At 59.8% G+C, this 19,225-nt stretch carries 24 protein-coding genes; 15 read left to right on the top strand and 9 right to left on the bottom strand.

Translation table 11 applies throughout. The features are described 5' to 3' along the window. Positions 1–239 precede the first annotated feature (239 nt). Entirely contained in the window at positions 240–2,273 is a 2,034-nt protein-coding gene (gene rep / locus HUW35_RS05800; RefSeq protein ID WP_181254671.1) for a DNA helicase Rep, read from the bottom strand. Between the two features lie 168 nt (positions 2,274–2,441). Between rep and HUW35_RS05795 the strand changes: the two genes are divergently transcribed. The 6 genes from HUW35_RS05795 (at position 2,442) to HUW35_RS05770 (ending at position 7,122) form a co-directional block, all read left to right on the top strand. Beyond that, positions 2,442–3,314 (top strand): helix-turn-helix domain-containing protein, encoded by an 873-nt coding sequence (locus tag HUW35_RS05795; RefSeq protein ID WP_181254670.1) that lies wholly within the window; start codon positions 2,442–2,444, stop codon positions 3,312–3,314. A 77-nt stretch (positions 3,315–3,391) separates the two neighbouring features. After that, a complete protein-coding gene (locus HUW35_RS05790) occupies positions 3,392–4,822 on the top strand; it encodes a hypothetical protein (RefSeq protein ID WP_181254669.1) in 1,431 nt (476 codons plus the stop codon). 73 nt (positions 4,823–4,895) lie between these two features. Further along, positions 4,896–5,129, top strand: coding sequence for a DUF3565 domain-containing protein (locus tag HUW35_RS05785; RefSeq protein WP_181254668.1), 234 nt, complete (start codon positions 4,896–4,898; stop codon positions 5,127–5,129). Next, the gene (locus tag HUW35_RS05780; protein ID WP_181254667.1) at positions 5,129–5,584 is read left to right on the top strand and encodes a YaiI/YqxD family protein; all 456 of its coding nucleotides are present in this window, start codon (positions 5,129–5,131) and stop codon (positions 5,582–5,584) included. Before HUW35_RS05785 ends, HUW35_RS05780 begins: the two co-directional genes overlap by 1 nt. A 102-nt stretch (positions 5,585–5,686) precedes the next feature. After that, positions 5,687–6,562, top strand: a complete 876-nt coding sequence (gene bla / locus HUW35_RS05775) for a subclass B3 metallo-beta-lactamase (RefSeq protein WP_255463509.1) — start codon at positions 5,687–5,689, stop codon at positions 6,560–6,562. Continuing rightward, positions 6,562–7,122: a GNAT family N-acetyltransferase gene (locus tag HUW35_RS05770; protein ID WP_181254666.1), complete on the top strand. Its 561-nt coding sequence runs from the start codon at positions 6,562–6,564 to the stop codon at positions 7,120–7,122. The genes bla and HUW35_RS05770 overlap by 1 nt, the downstream gene beginning before the upstream one ends. Here HUW35_RS05770 and HUW35_RS05765 read toward each other — a convergent pair. Together HUW35_RS05765 and HUW35_RS05760 are read right to left on the bottom strand one after the other, a co-directional pair. Beyond that, the gene (locus HUW35_RS05765) at positions 7,109–8,599 is read right to left on the bottom strand and encodes a YifB family Mg chelatase-like AAA ATPase (RefSeq protein WP_181254665.1); all 1,491 of its coding nucleotides are present in this window, start codon (positions 8,597–8,599) and stop codon (positions 7,109–7,111) included. The genes HUW35_RS05770 and HUW35_RS05765 overlap by 14 nt on opposite strands. 75 nt (positions 8,600–8,674) lie before the next feature. Further along, on the bottom strand, positions 8,675–8,896 hold the full coding sequence (locus HUW35_RS05760; protein WP_181254664.1) for an accessory factor UbiK family protein: 222 nt from the start codon (positions 8,894–8,896) through the stop codon (positions 8,675–8,677). Between the two features lie 437 nt (positions 8,897–9,333). On the opposite strand from HUW35_RS05760, the gene HUW35_RS05755 reads away from it, so the two are divergent. From HUW35_RS05755 to HUW35_RS05730, 6 genes are all read left to right on the top strand, one after another. Further along, entirely contained in the window at positions 9,334–10,059 is a 726-nt protein-coding gene (locus tag HUW35_RS05755) for a TorF family putative porin (protein WP_181254663.1), read from the top strand. Between the two features lie 58 nt (positions 10,060–10,117). Further along, positions 10,118–10,456: a P-II family nitrogen regulator gene (locus tag HUW35_RS05750; RefSeq protein ID WP_181254662.1), complete on the top strand. Its 339-nt coding sequence runs from the start codon at positions 10,118–10,120 to the stop codon at positions 10,454–10,456. A 90-nt stretch (positions 10,457–10,546) separates the two neighbouring features. Further along, a complete protein-coding gene (locus HUW35_RS05745; protein ID WP_181254661.1) occupies positions 10,547–11,806 on the top strand; it encodes an ammonium transporter in 1,260 nt (419 codons plus the stop codon). A 113-nt stretch (positions 11,807–11,919) separates the two neighbouring features. Next, positions 11,920–12,258, top strand: coding sequence for a P-II family nitrogen regulator (locus tag HUW35_RS05740; RefSeq protein ID WP_043319767.1), 339 nt, complete (start codon positions 11,920–11,922; stop codon positions 12,256–12,258). A 106-nt stretch (positions 12,259–12,364) separates the two neighbouring features. Next, entirely contained in the window at positions 12,365–12,580 is a 216-nt protein-coding gene (locus HUW35_RS05735) for a hypothetical protein (protein WP_181254660.1), read from the top strand. Between the two features lie 101 nt (positions 12,581–12,681). Beyond that, positions 12,682–12,894 (top strand): hypothetical protein, encoded by a 213-nt coding sequence (locus tag HUW35_RS05730; protein WP_181254659.1) that lies wholly within the window; start codon positions 12,682–12,684, stop codon positions 12,892–12,894. A gap of 191 nt (positions 12,895–13,085) precedes the next feature. Here the strand turns inward: HUW35_RS05730 and xerC are convergent, their stop codons facing one another. From xerC to HUW35_RS05705, 5 genes are read right to left on the bottom strand one after another with little or no spacing between them, the layout of a single operon-like run. Further along, positions 13,086–14,018 carry a tyrosine recombinase XerC gene (xerC, locus tag HUW35_RS05725; protein ID WP_370464615.1) on the bottom strand — a complete coding sequence of 311 codons (933 nt, stop codon included), beginning with the start codon at positions 14,016–14,018 and terminating at the stop codon, positions 13,086–13,088. Between the two features lie 11 nt (positions 14,019–14,029). Further along, entirely contained in the window at positions 14,030–14,791 is a 762-nt protein-coding gene (locus HUW35_RS05720; RefSeq protein WP_181254657.1) for a DUF484 family protein, read from the bottom strand. A 31-nt stretch (positions 14,792–14,822) separates the two neighbouring features. Continuing rightward, positions 14,823–15,653: a diaminopimelate epimerase gene (gene dapF / locus HUW35_RS05715; RefSeq protein ID WP_181254656.1), complete on the bottom strand. Its 831-nt coding sequence runs from the start codon at positions 15,651–15,653 to the stop codon at positions 14,823–14,825. Between the two features lie 26 nt (positions 15,654–15,679). Then, complete coding sequence (gene lysA / locus HUW35_RS05710; protein ID WP_181254655.1) at positions 15,680–16,933, bottom strand: diaminopimelate decarboxylase; 1,254 nt, start codon at positions 16,931–16,933, stop codon at positions 15,680–15,682. Continuing rightward, entirely contained in the window at positions 16,930–17,169 is a 240-nt protein-coding gene (locus HUW35_RS05705) for a lipoprotein (RefSeq protein ID WP_181254654.1), read from the bottom strand. Before HUW35_RS05705 ends, lysA begins: the two co-directional genes overlap by 4 nt. A 100-nt stretch (positions 17,170–17,269) precedes the next feature. Here HUW35_RS05705 and cyaY point away from each other — a divergent pair, with 100 nt between their 5' ends. The 3 genes from cyaY (at position 17,270) to HUW35_RS05690 (ending at position 18,883) form a co-directional block, all read left to right on the top strand. Beyond that, positions 17,270–17,602 carry an iron donor protein CyaY gene (cyaY, locus tag HUW35_RS05700; protein WP_181254653.1) on the top strand — a complete coding sequence of 111 codons (333 nt, stop codon included), beginning with the start codon at positions 17,270–17,272 and terminating at the stop codon, positions 17,600–17,602. Between the two features lie 189 nt (positions 17,603–17,791). Next, positions 17,792–18,661: an SPFH domain-containing protein gene (locus tag HUW35_RS05695; protein ID WP_181254652.1), complete on the top strand. Its 870-nt coding sequence runs from the start codon at positions 17,792–17,794 to the stop codon at positions 18,659–18,661. A gap of 15 nt (positions 18,662–18,676) precedes the next feature. Continuing rightward, complete coding sequence (locus HUW35_RS05690; RefSeq protein ID WP_181254651.1) at positions 18,677–18,883, top strand: Arc family DNA-binding protein; 207 nt, start codon at positions 18,677–18,679, stop codon at positions 18,881–18,883. 77 nt (positions 18,884–18,960) lie between these two features. On the opposite strand, the gene HUW35_RS05685 is transcribed toward HUW35_RS05690, so the two are convergent. After that, positions 18,961–19,194: a hypothetical protein gene (locus tag HUW35_RS05685; RefSeq protein ID WP_181254650.1), complete on the bottom strand. Its 234-nt coding sequence runs from the start codon at positions 19,192–19,194 to the stop codon at positions 18,961–18,963. Positions 19,195–19,225 lie beyond the last annotated feature (31 nt).

Raw genomic sequence — 19,225 nt, 5'->3', positions numbered from 1 at the left:
TCTTGGGATGTGGCTAGGCCTAAGAGAGCGGTAAAGCGCTTTATTTCCAGGTGGGCTAAAAAACCGCTTCCGGGGAGCGAAACATTTACCTATAGAGATTTGGTCGTCGGAATGGCAATGTTGGTATTTTTTGCCGTCGCATCTATCAGGCTGTGGACTCTTTACGAAGAAGACCCTGCAGCATATTGGCGGCTGATGTACTACCTTGAGGTGTTATCGAAGTAACGCCTCAAGGTGCCTCAATCAAACATACTGAGCAGCGATCCCAGGGTCTCTTCCCCCTTGGCCTGATTCTGCTCTGGCGTCGCCTGGCCGAATCCTTCAAAGATGCAGTCTTCCTGCGGCAGTTCGTCGAGGAAGCGGCTCGGCGTGGTGTCCTGGTTCTCCCCGAACATCTTGCGTTTGCCTGCCAGGGTCATGGTCAGGGTCTTCTGCGCGCGGGTGATACCTACGTAGGTAAGGCGGCGCTCTTCCTCGATGTTGTCGTCTTCGATGCTGTTGCGGTGCGGCAGCAGGTTTTCTTCCATACCGATCATGAACACGTGCGGGTATTCCAGACCCTTGGACGCGTGCAGGGTCATCAGACTGACCTTGTCGGTGGCCTCTTCCTCTTCCTGGCGGTCCAGCATGTCGCGCAGGATCAGTTTTGAGATGGCTTGTTCCAGGCGCACGTCCTGCTCCAGCTCGTCGTCGGTGCCCTCCATGGTTTTCATCAGGGAGTCGAGCAGCCAGTAGACGTTCTCCATACGCTTCTCGGCGACCTTTTCGCTGCTGGCGTTCTGCGACAGCCAGCCAGCGTAGTCGATATCGTCGAGCATCTCCCGCAGCGCCGATTCCGGGCTGTTGTCGCGGCAGTTGCGCGCCACGCCCTCGAGCCAGTGGGCGAAGCGGTTCAAGCGCTCGTAGCCGGCCTCGGTGATGTGTTCCTTGAAACCGATTTCCGTACAGGCGCTCAGCATCGAGACTTCGCGACCCTTGGCGTAGTTGCCCAGGGCTTCCAGGCTACTGGTACCGATCTGGCGGCGCGGGGTGTTGATGATGCGCAGGAAGGCGTTGTCGTCGTCCGGGTTTACCAGCAGGCGCAGGTAGGACATCACGTCCTTGATCTCGGCGCGCGCGAAGAAGCTGGTGCCGCCGGAGAGCTGGTAGGGGATCTGGTTTTCCTGCAGCTTCATCTCGATCAGGCGCGCCTGGTGGTTGCCCCGGTAGAGCACCGCGAAGTCCATGAACTTGCACCCGCGACGGGCCTTCTGCAGGAAGATCTCGTTGGCGACGCGCTCGGCTTCCTCGTTTTCATTGGTCACCTTGAGTACGCGGATCTCGTCGCCGAGACCGCGATCGGACCACAGTGCCTTGTCGAATTCGTGCGGGTTGTGCGCGATCAGGTGGTTGGCCACCTTGAGGATGCGGCTGGTGGAGCGGTAGTTCTGCTCCAGCTTGATCAGGCGCAGGTTGGGGTAGTCCTGCTTCAGCTGGCTCATGTTTTCCGGGCGCGCGCCGCGCCAGGCGTAGATGGACTGGTCGTCGTCGCCCACTACGGTAAGACCGCCGCGGCTGCCGACGAGCAACTTCACCAGCAGATACTGGGAGCTGTTGGTGTCCTGGTACTCATCCACCAGCAGATAGCGGATTTTTCTTCTCCAGCGCTGCAGCAGCTCCGGGTCCGTGTCGAACAGCTGCACAGGGATCATGATCAGGTCGTCAAAATCCACTGAGTTGTAGGCCTTGAGGGCGTCGCAGTAGCGCCCGTAGGCCACCGCCATCGCCTGCTCCCCCGGGCTCTGGGCCATTTCCAGCGCCTTGCGCGGGGAGAGCATGTCGTTCTTCCAGTTGGAGATCTGGTTCTGCACCCGGTCCAGCAGGTCGGTGTCCAGGTCGCCGTCGCGCAGCATCAGCTCCTTGATCAGGCCGCGGGCGTCTTCCGAGTCAAAAATCGAAAAGCCGGGTTTGAAGCCGGCGGCGCGGTATTCCTTGCGCAGGATATTCAGGCCCAGGTTGTGGAAGGTGGATACGGTGAGGCCGTGGGAGGCCTTGGATTTCTTGCCATCGGGGCCGGTGATCAGCTTGCCAACCCGCTCTTTCATCTCCCGTGCGGCCTTGTTGGTAAAGGTCAGGGCAGCAATATTTCGTGCCTGATAGCCGCATTGTTCGATCAGATAGGCGATTTTTCGCGTAATTACACTGGTCTTGCCGGAGCCGGCACCGGCCAGTACCAGGCAGGGGCCGTCGATGTATTTGACTGCTTCCGCCTGGCGCGGGTTGAGTTTGGTCATGGGGTACAGCTGTAGTGGATGACGGTGAATGACACGGAGGGTGCGATTCTATCAGTCGCGCCGCGGGTTGGCTGCGTCTGCCGATTGGATTTATATTGATCAACGCGACGACGAGATTTCCCGACAGAGGGAACAGCATAAGAACAACCGATAACACAGGTCCGCAACATGAAGACCAACACACCGCTCAGCCTGGTGGAACAATCTCGCAGCGAGAGTGCCTTCGGGCGCCTGATGCATTTCTGGCGCAAGACGCTGGGCCTGTCCCAGGAACAGCTGTCGGAGGATCTCGGGGTGTCTACCCGGCATATCAGCTTCCTCGAGACCGGGCGCTCCCAGCCTTCGCGCCTGGTGGCGGCAGCGCTGGCGGACTGTTTCGGGCTCAGTGCCCGCGACCGCTCGTACCTGCTGACCGCGGCGGGTTTCTCTGCGGACCAGTCGGTATTCGACTCCCCGGAACTGGCGGTGTGGATGAACAAGTCCCTGCAGAATGCCATGGCCCGGGCCGAGCCGGAGCCGGCGTTTGCACTGGATAACTTCGGTCGGGTGATTTCTGTCAACCGCGCCTGGCTGGCGTTCTTCCTGCCGCGGGTGGACCCGGCGCTGCTGCAAGACCCGAACATGTATGAGCTGGTGATGCACCCCAAAGGCCTGCGTCCCCACCTGCACAACGGTATGGCGCTGTCCTGTGGCCTTGCCCTGTATCTGACCATGGAAACCCTGCAGAGCGACAATCCCGCCGGGTGGGAGATGCTGGAACGGCTGGAGGCCGCCGGTGCCATGCCGGAGAACTGGCGTCAACTGGGAAGGCGCCTGATCCACACCAGCGATTACCCGATGACCCTCAATACGGAGCAAGGGCTGGTTAACCTGACCGTTTACAACGACACCCTATCTTCCACCTCGCAACTGGTGCAGCCGCGCCTGCTGATCGGTCGCATCTATCGCGACGACGGTGAGCGTGTGGTCAGTGACGAGGAGCTGTCGGCGGTGCCGGATGACCATCCACTGCTTTACCGGTCACTAATGCAGGCAGACTGATTACCTGGCAAATAATGGTGACCCGGTCTGGCCCCACCTAAGCTCGAAGAGGTAATAACAATAACGAGCGCAAGGCGATGGATCAGACCAACTCCCCGGGCAGCCGCCTGGATACCTCTCATCACAAACCCGGCCTATCTCAATCCGGCGGTTGGCGCTGGGGGCCCTTTACCTTTCGCGTGCCCTTCCTGCACCTCAAATTCGTGCCCTCCCAGTTCATACAGGGCCTGGTGGTGGCCAGCGGCACCAGCCTGATCATGGCGCCGGTGATGATCGGCTACTTTGGCCTGTCGTTCGAGGAGGCGCTGGCACTGTTGCTGCTGGCCAACACGGTGCTCTGCGCATCGTTTGTGGTATTCGGCGAACCCTTCGCCCCGGGGATGCTGACCCCGGCCTTCCCCCTGGTGCTCACATTTATCGTCAGCGGCTATCCCGAGGGGCCGGAGCGGTTCCAGGTGATGACCGCACTGTCGTTGACCCTCGCTGCCATTGCGCTGGTGTTCAGCCTGTCGGGACTGTCGAAGCGGATGATGCGCGCACTGCCGGTGGCGCTGAAGGCGGGGATCATCTTTGGCGCTGCCATATCCGCCCTCGATCGGGTGTTTATCAAGGATGTGGCGCTGTTCGAGAGCCATACCTTCAGTGCTATCACCGCGCTGCTGGTGTCATTGTTGTTTACCTTTTCCGCCCCGGTTCAGGAGCTGCGCACCCGCTACAAATGGCTGGATAGCGTCTGCTGTCTGGGGCTGCTGCCGGGTTTCGTGGCTGCCGCGGTGGTGGGGGTGCTCGTCGGGGAAATCCAGTTCGATATCCGCTGGGGATTGTTCCTGCCGCCGGTGGCGGAGACCCTGGCCAAGGTGTCGCCGCTGAGTATCGGCTGGCCGCCGGTGTCCATGTACCTGGAAGTACTGCCGCTGGCGTTTGTGGCCTACGTGATTCTGTTCGGGGATTTTGTCACTGGCACGGAAATGATCCACAGTGCACAAGCGGCGCGGGAAGACGACCCCATCGATACCAATTTCGAGCGCAGCGAAATCGCGGTGGCATTGCGCAATGCCGTTTCCGCCGTATTCGCACCGCTGTTTCCCTATCAGGGGGTGCTGTGGACCGGGGTGCACGCGGTGGTAATCCAGACCTGGCGCCGCGGGCGCGACAAGATGCGCAACCTGCACAGCGGGATCGGCTCCTACTACGGCTTTGGCCTGCCACTGATCTACCTGTGCTGGCCCTGGATCAGCCTGATCAAGCCGATCATGGCCATCGCCCTGATGCTCACCCTCGCGCTCACCGCCTTCGCCTGCATCATGGTGGCCGCGCCGCTGGTGAAAAAGCCGCTGGAGATGGTCTGCGCCCTGGTGATCGGCTTTATGCTCGCCATGTTTGATGTGTGGACGGCACTGGGTGCAGCGGTCTTCCTGCTCGTCTTTATCAACGGCAACCTGCCGCGCTGGCAGAAAAAGGCCAAATCCTCGGAACAACCCTCACAGGTGGCCCCTGCGGGAGATTGATTTTTACCTTCCGCGATTATTTGTCTATAAAGGCACCTCCCTGAGGTGCCTTTTTTTATTGCCGACTGCCTTTATGAAGCAACCCATTAGCGGCTATCACCGCGACGACGAAGCCCACTGGGTGGCACAGCTCGCCTGTGGCCACAACCAGCATGTGCGCCACGATCCACCGTGGCAGAATCGTTCCTGGGTCACATCGGTAGCGGGCCGCACCCGGATGCTGGGGCTGCAGCTGGAGTGCAAGAAGTGCGATGCAGGTGCGCCCGCCGACGAACAACCGCCCTCACAATTGAGAGAAACTGATTAATGCCAAAAATCTGGGTCGATGCCGACGCCTGCCCCACGGTGATCAAGGAAATCCTGTTTCGCGCTGCCGAGCGCACGGAAACCGAAATGACACTGGTGGCAAACCAGCACGTGCGGGTGCCGCCATCAAAATTCATCCGCGCCATGCAGGTGACGGCCGGCTTTGACGTGGCCGATAACGAAATCGTGCAGCGCTGCAGTGAGGGCGACCTGATTATTACGGCGGACATCCCGCTGGCGTCGGAGGTGATCGACAAGGGCGCCACCGCGCTGAATCCCCGCGGGGAAAAATATTCCAAAGCCAATATCCGCGCGCGCCTGAACATGCGCGACTTTATGGAAACCCTGCGCTCCAGCGGTGTCCACACCGGCGGGCCGCCACCGCTGGGACAACAGGAACGCAAGGCATTTGCGGATCAGCTGGATCGCTGGCTGGTGCAGGCGAAAAAGTCGTAGTTTTATCGTCGTTTTATGTCGCTGCGTTTTCCGTATCTGAATAGAGTCCGGGAGTAGAGCGATTTTTCTCACCGCTGATGGAAGACGTTGGGAAGTACTGTAATGCAAAAAATAATTAAGGTTTTGGGGCTTGGCGTCCTGATGTTGACTGCCGATATCGCGCCATTAGCGGCAGAAGAAAAACCGCTGCCACAACTGAAAGCCTACGAAGTCCCCGATTCCTGGCGTACACCTGTAAAGCCACTGCGGATCACCGAGCATGTATGGCAGATCGGCACGCAGGGATTGACGGCGCTGTTAATCAAAACCGACAGCGGCGCGGTGCTGATCGACGGCGGGATGCCGCAGGCAGCAGATCATCTGTTGGCGAATATGCGCACTCTGGGGGTGGCGCCGCAGGATTTGAAATGGATATTGCTCAGCCACGGGCACGCTGATCATGCCGGTCCTCTTGCCGCCATCAAGCGCGCGACCGGAGCAAGGGTTGTGGCAAATGCGGAGTCTGCCCACCTGTTGGCCAGTGGCGGTGCCGGTGATATCCATTTCGGTGACGCATTGTTATACCCGTCTGTTACAGTCGATCGCTATGTACAGGATGGGGAAATCATTGCGTTAGGGGACCTGCAGTTTCAGGTGCACTTTGTTCCGGGGCACACCCCGGGGAGTATGGCGTGGACCTGGCGTGAGCAGCGTGAGGGTAAAGAACTGGATGTGGCCTACGTGGACAGCCTGACGGCGCCCGGTTACCAGTTGCTGGACAATTCTCGCTACCCGTACATCGTGCGCGATTTTCGCTTGACCCTTGCCAAGGTGCGGGATCTTCCCTGTGAGCTGTTGCTGACGCCGCATCCCGGCGCCAGTGGCTGGAGTTACGGTGATGTCGCGACACAGGAAAAGGTGATGGATTGTCGCGACTATTCCACAGCTGCACAAATTGCACTGGATAAACGCATCGAAAAAGAGCGCCGACAGCAGTGATGCAGTTAATTGAACCTAAAACACAGCGCCTGCAGTTGCGTCAGTGGCGCGAGAGTGACCGCGAGCCGTTTGCCGCGATGAACGCAGATCCGCGCGTGATGGAATTTTTTCCCGCGCTGTTGAGTCGCACAGAAAGCGACGCTGGGATCGATCGCCAGATAACGCATATTGAAAAGTATGGCTGGGGATTCTGGGCCGTGGAAACGCTGCGTGAAAAGCAGTTCATCGGCTTTGTCGGCATCAAGCATGTCACCGACGATATGCCGTTTGCACCGGCGGTGGAAATCGGCTGGCGGTTAGCGCCGCAAGCCTGGGGGAAAGGCTACGCGACGGAGGCCGCGCGGGTTAGTCTCCGGGTCGGGTTTGAGCAGCTCGGTCTCGAAGAAATCGTGTCATTCACCGTGCCGGGCAATTTTCGATCGCGCGCGGTGATGCAAAAGCTGGGTATGCAACAGGATGAAAATTTTTTGCATCCCGCTTTGCCCGAGGGGCACCCGATGCAGGCGCATGTGCTCTATCGACTGAGCTACCGCGATTACCAGGCGGCTATGCCGGCATGACAGTTTTACGATCCAGGTTGCGATAGGCCAGCGCCTCCGCAATTTGTACGGTACCGATATTTTCCTGCCCGGATAAATCCGCCAGCGTGCGCGCCACTTTCAATACCCGGTGATAACTGCGCGCAGACAAGCCAAGCTTTTCCACCGAGGCGCGCAGCAGGGCGCTTTCCGCTTTGCCCAAGCGACAGTATTCGTCCAGCTCACTGCCTTTCAACTCGCCGTTTATTTTTCCCTGTCGCGCCAGCTGGATTTCACGCGCGCTGCGCACCCGGTTGCGCACGCTCTCCGAGCTTTCTCCCACCGGTGCATCCTGCAGCTGGCTGGCACTCATGCTCGCGACTTCCACCTGCATGTCGATGCGGTCCAGCAGGGGCCCGGATAGCTTGTTGCGGTAGCGATCGATCTGGTCCGGGGTGCAGCGGCAGCGGGGTTCGCCGAGATATCCGCAGGGGCAGGGATTCATCGCCGCTACCAGCTGGAAGTCGGCGGGAAAGGTGACCTGGGCGCGGGCGCGGGAGATGCGCACCTCGCCGTTCTCCAGCGGCTCGCGCAGTATTTCCAGCGCGGAGCGCGGGAACTCCGGCATTTCATCCAGGAACAGCACACCGCGATGGGCCAGGCTGATCTCGCCGGGCCGGGGGTTACTGCCGCCGCCCACCAGCGCGGTGGGGGAGGCGGAATGGTGCGGGGCGCGAAACGGGCGCTGGCGCACGCGATCCAGCCCGGCACTGGAGTAGAGCGCCGCCACCTCGATCAGCTCGTTTTCCGCCAGCGGTGGCAGTATCCCGGGCAGGCGGCTGGCCAGCATCGTCTTTCCCGTACCAGGGGGACCATAGAAAAGGAGGTTGTGCGCACCTGCCGCAGCCACCTCCAGTGCACGTCGTGCTTTCAGCTGCCCGCGCACGTCTGCCAGGTCCGCGCAGATAACCGCTTCCTGTTCTGTGTCCTGTACCGCATCGGGCAGCGGCTCGCGACCGTGCAGCTGCGCGCAGACCTGTAACAGCGTGGTGGCGGATTTGATGGGTGTTGCGATCAGTGCCGCTTCCCTGGCGGAGTCGGTGTCGGTGACCAGGGTGCGGCCGCTGTCGCGACAGGCCATGGCGGCGGGCAGGGCGCCCGGGATCGGGCGCAGGCTGCCGGACAGTGCCAGCTCGCCGATGAACTCGTAGTTTTCCAGTGTCTCACCGGGCACCTGCCCGGACGCGGCGAGGATGCCCAGGGCAATGGCGAGATCGTAGCGCCCGCCGGCCTTGGGCAGGTCTGCCGGGGCCAGGTTGACGGTGATACGCCGCTGGGGGAATTCGAAGTGGCTGTTGACGATGGCGCTGCGCACCCGGTCGCGGCTTTCGCGTACCGCTGCCTCCGGCAAGCCGACGATATTGAATGCGGGGAGTCCGTTGGCGAGGTGGGTTTCCACGGTCACCAGCGGCGCCTGAATGCCCAGCTGTGCGCGGGCGTAGGTAATGGATAGGCTCACTTTCTTCCTTGCAAAGCTGTCGTCCCTGAAATGGTATGCACATGGCGACTAACAGGTCGCCGTGTCCGGCCCTGGTCAGTCGCCCAGTCGGCTCTCCAGCGCACGGATCTGCTCTTCCAGCTGTGCGAGCTTCTCTTCCGCGCGCGCCAGCTTCGCAGTCTGTATATCGAATTCGCGCTGACTGACCAGTGGCAGTTTACCCATTGCGACCTCCAGTGCATCGCGCAGGTCGCTGCTGATCACTGCCCCCTGTTGTTGCAGCTCACTTAATAACTCTTGCAATTTGTCACGGGCCACGCGCAATTCTCCACTAAGAAACCGCTGTAAAACGAAGCGAAATAGTACCGCAGAGGGGTTTTACCACCAAGGGACGATTGTCGTGCGCCGTGTTGGTTCAACTTTGGCGCGCCGCTCATATCCGGTGCCCACTGGTGGTGCGGGTTCTATTTTGGTGCGCACCGTTTTTGCGCATATCAATTGACCGGTCCGTTCTGTTTGCCTGATATGCCCCGCCATTTAGCGCTAACTCATTGATTTGTGTGTGTCTTTTTAAAGTTGGCACTAACTCTGCAAGTACCTGTGTGCGAATCGCCCTGGCAAAGAAGGCGGGGATAGGTCTTCTGGGGAAGTGCCTGGGCGTGTGCGGCAAGTGCCGTCTCCCCGGCGAAGTCGAAGCTGCAAATATAAAAAAAGTAAGACAAGCATTTCACACAGAGATCTAGGAGAACCAAACAGTGGGAACCAAACTGAATAACAAAATTGCTGCCCTCGTTTCTGGAAGTTTGCTGGCCATGGCCATCAGTGGTGCAGCAACTGCCGCTGACGGTCCCAGCCTCAGCGCAAATATCGGTGTGGTGAGTGACTATCGCTTCCGCGGTATTTCCCAGACCGATACCGGCCCGGCCATCCAGGGCGGTGTTGATCTGGACATGGGCAACGGCGTTTACCTGGGCACCTGGGCATCGCAAGTGGACTTCGCCTACGGCTCAGACGAAACCGATTTCGAGCAGGATTTCTACGGTGGCTACGCCGGTGAAACCGCAAGTGGAATCGGCTATGACGTTGGCTACATTTACTACGCCTACCACGGTAGTGACCGGGATGAGGATTACCAGGAAGTTTACGGCAGCCTGAGCATCGGCGACGCAAGCCTTGGCTTTGCCTACTCCGACGACTACTGGTACCAGGCGGGTGAATTTTACTACCTGAGCGCTGGCTACTCTTTTGCGCTGGCCAACGATATTTCCCTGGACCTGAGCGCTGGCCTGAACCTGTTTGATGAAGAAGTCTTCCTGAGCGGATCCGACTCCTACATCGACTATTCCGTGTCAGTGGGCAAGGAGTTTGGTGGACTGGCGCTGAGTGCCTCTGTGGTGGGTACTGACGTGAGCGACGCAGAGTGTTTCTTCACCGATTGGTGTGAGCCGACCGTACTCGCTGGAGCGACTTACAGCTGGTAATAGCCACAACAAATTGAGCCCGCTCATTGTGAGTGGGCTCTTACTGTAGGGGGAACCCATGAAGCTGGTAACCGCAATTATTAAACCATTCAAGCTCGACGCAGTGCGCGACGCGCTGGCTGAGGCCGGTGTCAGCGGCATTACCGTGAGTGAAGTAAAAGGTTTCGGGCGACAGAAAGGACATACCGAGCTCTATCGTGGAGCGGAGTATGTGGTGGACTTTTTGCCCAAGACCATGTTGCAGATCGCGATTGAAGACGGCCAGGTTGACTCTGTGCTGGAAGCAATTGGTACTGCGGCGCAAAGTGGCAAGATCGGCGACGGCAAGATCTTTGTTGCGAACCTTGAGCAGGCAATCCGCATTCGCACCGGCGAGACCGGTTCGGAAGCGATCTAAATAACAGAACAGATTGCCAAAACGATTCTTTGATCATTAGACAATAACTGCCGGGGCAACTCGGGAAGTTTGGGTTAAACGGAGCGAAAAATGGAAAATCAAATTTTTCAGTTGCAGTACGCAATTGATACATTTTATTTCCTCGTGTGTGGCGCACTGGTTATGTGGATGGCGGCAGGCTTTGCCATGCTGGAAGCCGGCCTGGTGCGTTCCAAAAACACGACTGAAATTCTTACCAAGAACGTGGCACTGTTCGCGATTGCGAGCACCATGTATCTGATCAGTGGTTACGCCATCATGTATGACGGCGGCTGGCTGCTGAACGGCATTGAGGCCTTCAGCCTCGACGAAGTGCTCGCTGCATCTGCTGAGAACGGATTCGAAGGCGATTCCGTGTACTCCGGTGCTTCCGACTTCTTCTTCCAGGTTGTGTTCGTTGCTACCGCAATGTCCATCGTATCTGGTGCGGTTGCCGAGCGCATGAAGCTGTGGAGCTTCCTGGTATTCGCAGTTGCCCTGACCGGCTTCATTTACCCGCTGGAAGGTTACTGGACCTGGGGCGGCGGTGAAGTTTTCGGCCTGTACAACCTGGGCGACCTGGGCTTCTCCGACTTCGCCGGTTCCGGCATCGTTCACATGGCGGGTGCCGCTGCTGCTCTGGCTGGCGTATTGCTGCTGGGTGCACGTAAAGGCAAATACGGCCCGAACGGCGAAATCTACGCCATTCCGGGTGCCAACCTGCCGCTGGCTACCCTGGGTACCTTCATCCTGTGGATGGGCTGGTTCGGCTTCAACGGCGGTTCCGTACTGAAGCTGGGTGATGCTGCCAATGCACACTCCGTGGCCATGGTATTCCTGAACACCAACGCCGCTGCCGCTGGTGGTGCTGTTGCTGCGCTGATCACCGGCCGCATCCTGTTCGGCAAGGCCGACCTGACCATGCTGCTGAACGGCGCCCTGGCTGGCCTGGTAGCGATTACCGCTGAGCCTTCTACCCCGACTGCCCTGCAGGCTACCCTGTTCGGCGCCCTGGGTGGCATCCTGGTGGTATTCTCCATCATCACCCTGGACAAGCTGAAGATCGACGATCCCGTCGGTGCCATCTCCGTGCACGGCGTAGTTGGTTTGCTGGGTCTGCTGCTGGTACCGCTGACCAACGACGGCTCTTCCTTCAGCGGCCAGCTGATTGGCGCTGCTACCATCTTTGGTTGGGTATTCGCGGCCTCCTTCGCGGTATGGTTCGCCCTCAAGCTGATCACCGGTATCCGTGTTACCGAGGAAGAAGAGCAGCAGGGTGTTGACTTGGCCGAGTGCGGAATGGAAGCTTATCCGGAATTTATGAGCAAATAAGCGCTCATAAACTAGCCGTCGGTGCGGGAGACTCCCGGCCGACGGCGGCAAGAATCTTCCGGCACCGGTTTTCGGGCCGGTGCCCGCAAGAAACATAATCAGGGGATAAGTCAATGAAATTGATTACGGCTGTGGTTAAGCCATTCAAACTGGACGACGTGCGCACCGCACTGTCTGAGGTCGGCGTGCAGGGCATGACCGTTACCGAGGTTAAGGGTTTCGGCCGCCAGAAGGGACACACTGAACTGTACCGTGGCGCTGAATATGTAGTGGATTTTCTGCCCAAGGTAAAACTGGAACTGGCGGTTGACGACAGCATGGTCGACAGCGCCGTTGAAGCCATCACCAAAGCCGCTCAGACCGGCAAAATCGGTGACGGCAAAATCTTCATCACTGCGCTCGAAGAAGTCATCCGTATCCGCACCGGCGAAACCGGCAGCGAAGCGGTCTGATCAAAGAATCCGACACAGTGTTTTTCAAGCCCCGCTCGCGGGGCTTTTTTGTGCCTGTAAATCCTGTATGAGAAGTAACGTTGTTCGAATGGCGCAAAAGTGATTTATGCGTCGTGACGGCGTTCAAAACCCTGGCGGTAAAAATTGCATAACCAAGTGCAATAAATCGGGCAAAAAACGAGCAAAAAAACTCTACCGAATTCGGGAACCTTTTCTGGCAGGCTGGTTGGACACTGCCTATAAATATTTCGCCGCAGGAAATCTTCTGGCCGGCGGATTTTATTTGCAGAACCGGTTTTTGCTTTACGTGGAACGGGACTGAGAAAGGAATCTGATTGGTGCGTGCGGAGTATTCCGGGATGGAGTGCGGCAGCAGGGGTATTCCCTCTGTAACAGGGGTATCAAGTTACAGGGTAAATCACTATGAAAGACGATCAGTCCAGCGCTCGTTCGAAAGACAATGAAGAGTTTGCCGAAGAGCGTTCCATCACCTCCCGGGAACGGGCTCGCAGTCAACTGAATGCCGAAGTCGAGGCTTTCCTCGCCAGAGGCGGGGCAATCAACGAGATTGACCCGGAAGTGACCGCAGACCCACCGCGCAAGCCGCAGCCGAAGTACGGCAGCCGGCCCATCTAAGCGCGTCAGGCGAGGGATATCTGGATACCGGCGCCCGCCGGTATGTGCACAGTCACTGTGTCACCCCGGCTTCGGCCGGGGCCAGATTCTTCCGGGCTGTTTCCACCCATCCTGTTTCCGCTGCGCGCCCTCAACTCCCTTCCAGTTTCTTCCCGGCGTGACGCCGACACATTGATTACTGCGCCGGCGGCTTAATCGTCGTCAGATTTTCGCGCCCGCGGATGGGCCTTGTCGTATACCCGCGACAGGTGCTGGAAATCCAGGTGGGTGTAGATCTGGGTGGTGCTGATATCCGCGTGGCCGAGCAGTTCCTGCACGGCGCGCAGGTCGCCACTGGACTCCAGCATATGGCTGGCAAAGGAGTGGCGCAGCATATGCGGGTGGACTGGTTGCTCGGCACCGCCGGCCCGGGACCAGTGGGAAAGGCGCAGCTGGACCGCGCGATTACCGAGGCGCTTGCCTTTGGCACTGGTAAATACCGGGGATTCACCGAGGGCGTCGGCGATGGATGGCGGTGCCTCGCGGCGCCAGTCCTCAAGGGCGCGCCGGGCATGGCGTCCAACCGGCAGCAGGCGAGTTTTATTGCCTTTACCGGTCACGCGTACTTCGCCGCCGCGCAGGTCCAGATCTGGCCAGTTGAGTCCGGTCAGTTCCGACAGGCGCAGTCCGCTACTGTAGAAGAGTTCGAGTATCGCCGTATCGCGCAGGGCCAGCAGGTCGCTGGCCGCATCCTCGGTGTTGCCCCCCGCATGGCCGTCCGGGCTTTCCACAAACTGCGCCGCGGCATCCACATCGAGGAGCTTCGGCAGTCTCTTCTCCGCCTTAGGCGCGCGCAGTCCCTCGGCCATATTCGCGGCCAGCCAGCCCTCACGGACACAGAAGCGCAACAGGGTACGCACGGCGGATAACCAGCGTTGCAGACTTTTCGGGGAGATACCGCTGCGGTGCAGCCGCGCGAGCCAGCTGCGCAGGCACATTTCATCCAGGGACTGGACGTCGCCGCGCCCTTCCTCATCCGCCAGCAGCTGCAGTTTATCGAGGTCGCGGCGGTACCCGGCGAGGGTATGGGGGGAAAGGTTCTTGTGCTGCAGATGTCGCAGGAAGGCGTCTGTAGCGGCCGCCAGCTGCATCGGGCTCAGCTCCGTGCCAGCAGGTCGGGCAGCAGCCGCTCGAGGATCTCGCCGATGTAGGACAGGAACAGGGTGCCCAGGCTGGAGCGGTAATGGTTGGGATCGCTGGAGCCCACGGCGAGGATGCCCAGCTGGCCCGCCAGCGGTACCACCGCGGCAGAGGCGACGCGATCCGCGTCCTTGCCGAACAGGTAAGCGATCTCTGTGGGGCGCAGGGAGCCGCACACGGTGCGTCCATTACGCAGGATTGAGCCGATAGCGGTCTCGGCGCTGTTGCGGGAGCTGCTGCGCACATCGCCCAGCTGTTTCCCCGAGCCGGGCAGGGGGCCGAACAGGGTCAGCGCGGTGACCTCGACATTGAAATCCTGTTTGAAGCTTTTCAGCAGGGCGTCGCCGGCTTCCGCGACGGTGCGGGCTTCCAGCAGTGCCAGTACCAGCCGGCGGCTGTGCATGAACAGCTGGTCGTTGTCCCGCGCATTTTGCAGCAGCTGATCCAGCCGCTGGCGCATTTCGATATTGCGCTCCCGCAGCAGGTTGGTCTGATGGGTCATCAGCGACACCGTCTTGCCGGATTCCTTGGGCAGCTGGATGCTTTCCAGCAGCTCCATGTTTTCCGCGAAGAAGGTGGGGTTCTGCATCAGATAGCGGGCCACCTGCCGCGACAGCAGCTTTTTGTTGCGCTGGTTTTCGCTGTCGTTGGCTTCCTGCTTTTCCAGGCTGGCCTCGACGGCGCTGTCGATCAGGGGGGCGTCGCTGTGTTCGGTCATTGTGGTCTTCGGCTGCTTCCAGGGAGAGTTCTCAGAGTACTATCTGTCCGTGATATACCGCAGTCGCGGGTCCGGTCATGGTAACCGGCTCACCGGGCCCGGGCCAGCGGATTGTCAGGGTTCCCCCGGGGAGGGTGATCTGTAGTTCCTCGTCCACCAGTCCGCGCAGGCGTGCGGAAACCATGGCGGCGCAGGCGCCGGTACCGCAGGCGCGGGTTTCGCCCACGCCGCGCTCGAACACCCGCAGGCGGGCGCGGGTGCGGTCTTCGATCTGCAGAAAGCCCACATTGACCCGTGCAGGGAAGCGGGGATGACTCTCGATGGCGGCGCCCAGGGTTTCCACCGGGGCCTTGATCACGTCCTCCACCAGCAGGACCGCGTGGGGATTGCCCATGGATACGGCACCCACGTTGTAGGTCTCACCGTCCACTTCCAGTGGATAACTTTCCGCCTGGATATCGGCCTCGAACGGAATCAGTGCGGGCTCCAGTACCGGCTCGCCCATGTCTACGCTCACCTGGTCGGCGCCCTGCACATTCAGGCGCAGGGTGCCCGCGGCGGTTTCCACCAGGATGTTTTCCTTGCTGGTAAGGCGTCGCTCGCGCACAAAGCGGGCGAAACAGCGCGCGCCGTTACCGCAGTTTTCCACTTCACTGCCATCGGCGTTGTAGATGCGGTAACGGAAATCCACGTCCGGATCTCGAGGGGCCTCGACCAGCAGCAGCTGATCGCAACCGATGCCGGTGTGGCGGTCGGCGATCTGGCGGACCTTCTCCGGCGACAGCTTTACCCGCTGGGTGATGCCGTCGACCATTACAAAGTCGTTGCCTAGGCCGTGCATTTTGGTGAATTTGAGCCGCATGGGAGTGTCTCGTCCGTCCTGTCTCTTCAATCCTTGGCCGGCACCGTGGATTCACCACGTACCAGATCTGCGAGGCTTTCCCGTGCGCGCACCAGGTAAGTCTTGTCGCCGTCCACCAGTACCTCGGCAGCGCGAGTGCGCGAGTTGTAGTTCGAGCTCATGGTGAAACCGTAGGCTCCGGCGGAAAGCATCGCCAGCAACTGGCCTTGCTCGAGCGCCAGCGGGCGGTGCTTGCCGAGGAAATCGCCGGTCTCGCATACCGGGCCGACGATGTCCCAGCTCTCGGTCTCGCCGCTGGACGGGGTAACCGCCACGATATCCTGCCACGCCTGGTACAGGGCCGGGCGCAGGTTATCGTTCATCGCCGCGTCGACGATGGCGAAATTATGCTCTTCGGTGCGCTTCAGGTATTCGACCCGGGTCAGCAGGGTGCCGCCGTTGGCGGAAATGGAGCGGCCGGGCTCCAGTACCAGGGCCAGATTGCGCCCGGCGAGCTTTTCTTTCACTGCGCCCAGATAGTCGCTTACCTCCGGCGGCTCTTCGCCGCGGTAACGCACACCGAGGCCGCCACCCAGGTCCAGGTGCTTGAGTTCGACACCGCTTTCCGCGAGCTGGTCGATCAGCACCAATAGGCGGTCGAGCGCATCGAGGAAAGGATTGATCTCGGTGAGCTGGGAGCCGATATGGCAGTCCACACCCACCGCCTCGAGACTGCTGGAGGCGGCGACCTTGCGGTACACCTCCGGCGCGCGCTCGATGGCGATGCCGAATTTGTTTTCCTTGAGGCCGGTGGAAATATACGGGTGGGTATTGGCATCCACGTCCGGGTTAACGCGCAGGGATACCGGGGCCACCGTACCCATTTCCGCGGCTACCGCCTCGAGCCGTTCCAGCTCGGATTCGGATTCGACGTTGAAGCAGTGCACGCCCACTTCCAGTGCGCGGCGCATTTCCGCCGCGGTCTTGCCCACGCCGGAAAACACCACTCTGGCGGGATCGCCGCCGGCCAGGATGACCCGCTCCAGCTCACCGGCAGACACGATATCGAAGCCCGCGCCCAGCTGTGCCAGCACCGACAGCACACCCAGATTGCTGTTGGCCTTGATGGCGTAACAGATCAGGCCGGGGTGATCGCCCAGGGCATCGGCGTAGGCGCGATACTGCCGTTCGAAGTGCGCGCGGCTGTACACGTAGGTGGGGGTGCCGAACTGTTCGGCGATCTGTTCCAGGCTGACGCCCTCGGCCCACAGGCTTCCCTGCTGGTAGTGAAATTCACTCATTTGGCTACTGCTTCTGCTTCCGTGTGTTGCTGGGTATTGTTTTTAGAGTCTTGTTCGGGCGACTGCGCCGGGCTCTGCTTCTGTTTTCCGTCGGTTTCCTGTTGCGGCTGGCCGGCGCCAGCGGCGGTCGGTGCCGCCGTATCCTGGGGCAGGTAAAGAGGGCCTTTCTGGCCGCATGCGGTCAGCGCACCGGTGAGGGTGAGTGACAGTGCCAGGAGGGTAATCGGTTTACGCATCGGTTTTCCTGCCGCAAAGCGCGGTACGAGAAGACTGGAAAAGCCTGCTAGTATAGCGATCCTCTCCCTTTAGCAACACAGTAACAAAAGTAACCGGAATATGACCCAGGCCGCCACGCAAACCGCCTACAACGCCGCCATCGAAGAAACCCTCATCGCGATCGAAGACGCCCTCGATGAATGCGAAGTGGATATGGACTACGAGCGCGCGGACGCGGTACTGACCATCACCCTGGAGGACAACGGCACCCAGGTGATTCTGTCCCGCCAGGGCGCGGTGCAGGAGCTGTGGGTGGCAGCGCGCTCCGGGGGCTATCACCTCGGCTTCCAGAACCCGGGTTGGAAATGCACCACCACCGGCGAAGATCTGCCGACCCTGCTGGATCGGGTGCTGACCGAGCAGCAGGGCACCCCTGTGTCCCTCGGCCTGTAATCCTGTCGCCGGGATCTCGGTACGCCGCATCCCGGAGCCCTTTCCCTCGTTTCGAATTCACCGCGGCAGATGGACATCGGTCTATCCGCAGGGCTCGTGCGTCCGAAAATCCTTGGCAGCCAATTTGTGTGATGCTAGATTGATATCAAATTGATATCTAAATCGCGGCCTGAATACAAGGAGTCCCGGATGATCAAGGAAAAGCGCGCCTTTACGGTGAGTGGATATGGCATGCTGGCAGTGCTTCTGGCGCTGCAGGTGCTGACCATTGGTATGGCGGTTTGGAGCCTGGCCGCACAGCAGTTCGCGGCTGCCGCCCTTTGGGGGTTAGCGACTCTGGTGGTTGGTTTCTGCTGGCACGGCCTGTTTATGGTGGCGCCGAATCAGGGGAAAATCCTGCAGCTGTTCGGCAAGTATGTGGGCACCGAACACACCAGCGGATTGCGCTGGACCAATCCACTGGTGTTCAAGCGCACACCCATTTCCCTGCGGGTGCGCAACTTCGAAAGCGGCAAGCTCAAGGTCAACGATGCCAACGGCAACCCGATCGAGATCGCCACGGTGGTGGTGTGGAAGGTGGTGGACTCCGCCGAAGCTTACTTTGAGGTGGACGATTACGAGAGCTTTGTCACCATCCAGAGCGAGGCGGCACTGCGCAACGTGGCCAACGAATACCCCTACGACAACCACAGTGAAGAGGCGCTGTCCCTGCGCGGCGACCCCACCAGCATTGCGGAAAAAATCCGCGATCAGGTCCAGGAGCGGCTGGGGCGCGCGGGCATCCAGGTGATCGAGGCGCGCATCAGTCATCTCGCCTACGCGCCGGAAATCGCCCAGGCGATGCTGCGCAAGCAGCAGGCGGGCGCGATACTGGCGGCGCGTAAACTGATCGTACGCGGTGCAGTGGAAATGGTGACCGATGCCATTTCCACCCTGGCCGAGTCACACGAACTTGAGCTGGATGAAGAGCGCAAGGCGAATATGGTAAACAATTTGATGGTCGTGATCTGTGGTGAACAGCAGGTGCAGCCGGTCATCAACAGCGGCAGTCTTTACTGATCCCGATCCGACATTATGGCAAAAAAGAAAGCTTTCCCACTGCGAATCAACGAGCAGGTGCTGGCAGCAATGCAGCGCTGGGCCGATGACGATCTGCGCAGTCTCAATGCGCAGATCGAGTACGTACTGCGCGATGCACTGGTGCAGTCCGGGCGGGTGAAGCTGGTACAGAAGGTGGTGACGGAGGTTCACGAGAAAGACGAGGACTCTGATGGATCTTAGGAGAGACTTCGTAGGTGGTTTGTTGGCGGCGACGCTACCGGGTATCGCCGTCTTCGCTTTTGAGTTTGGTGTCCCTTCTACTTTTCGATTTCGAACCTTGTTTTCGCATAAGGCCGTATTGCTTCAATCTCTTCCACCCACAGCGCGCCGCGATAATCTGCCGGTAAAAAATCCAGTTCCTCAGTTTTATAGACCCCGCGGTGGGAAATCAGCGTCGGCTCGCCCGTGCGCTTTTGCACGAGCCAGGAGGCGTTGGTGAGGTAGGTGGCGACCGCGAAGGCAGCAATGCCGATAACAATATATTTTCGCACGTGCAGACTGTCCCCGTGATCGCTTCTTTTT

It is taken from the genome of Microbulbifer sp. YPW1 (assembly GCF_013367775.1).
Classification (GTDB): Bacteria; Pseudomonadota; Gammaproteobacteria; order Pseudomonadales; family Cellvibrionaceae; genus Microbulbifer.
This window is presented reverse-complemented; position numbering and strand designations above follow the sequence as displayed.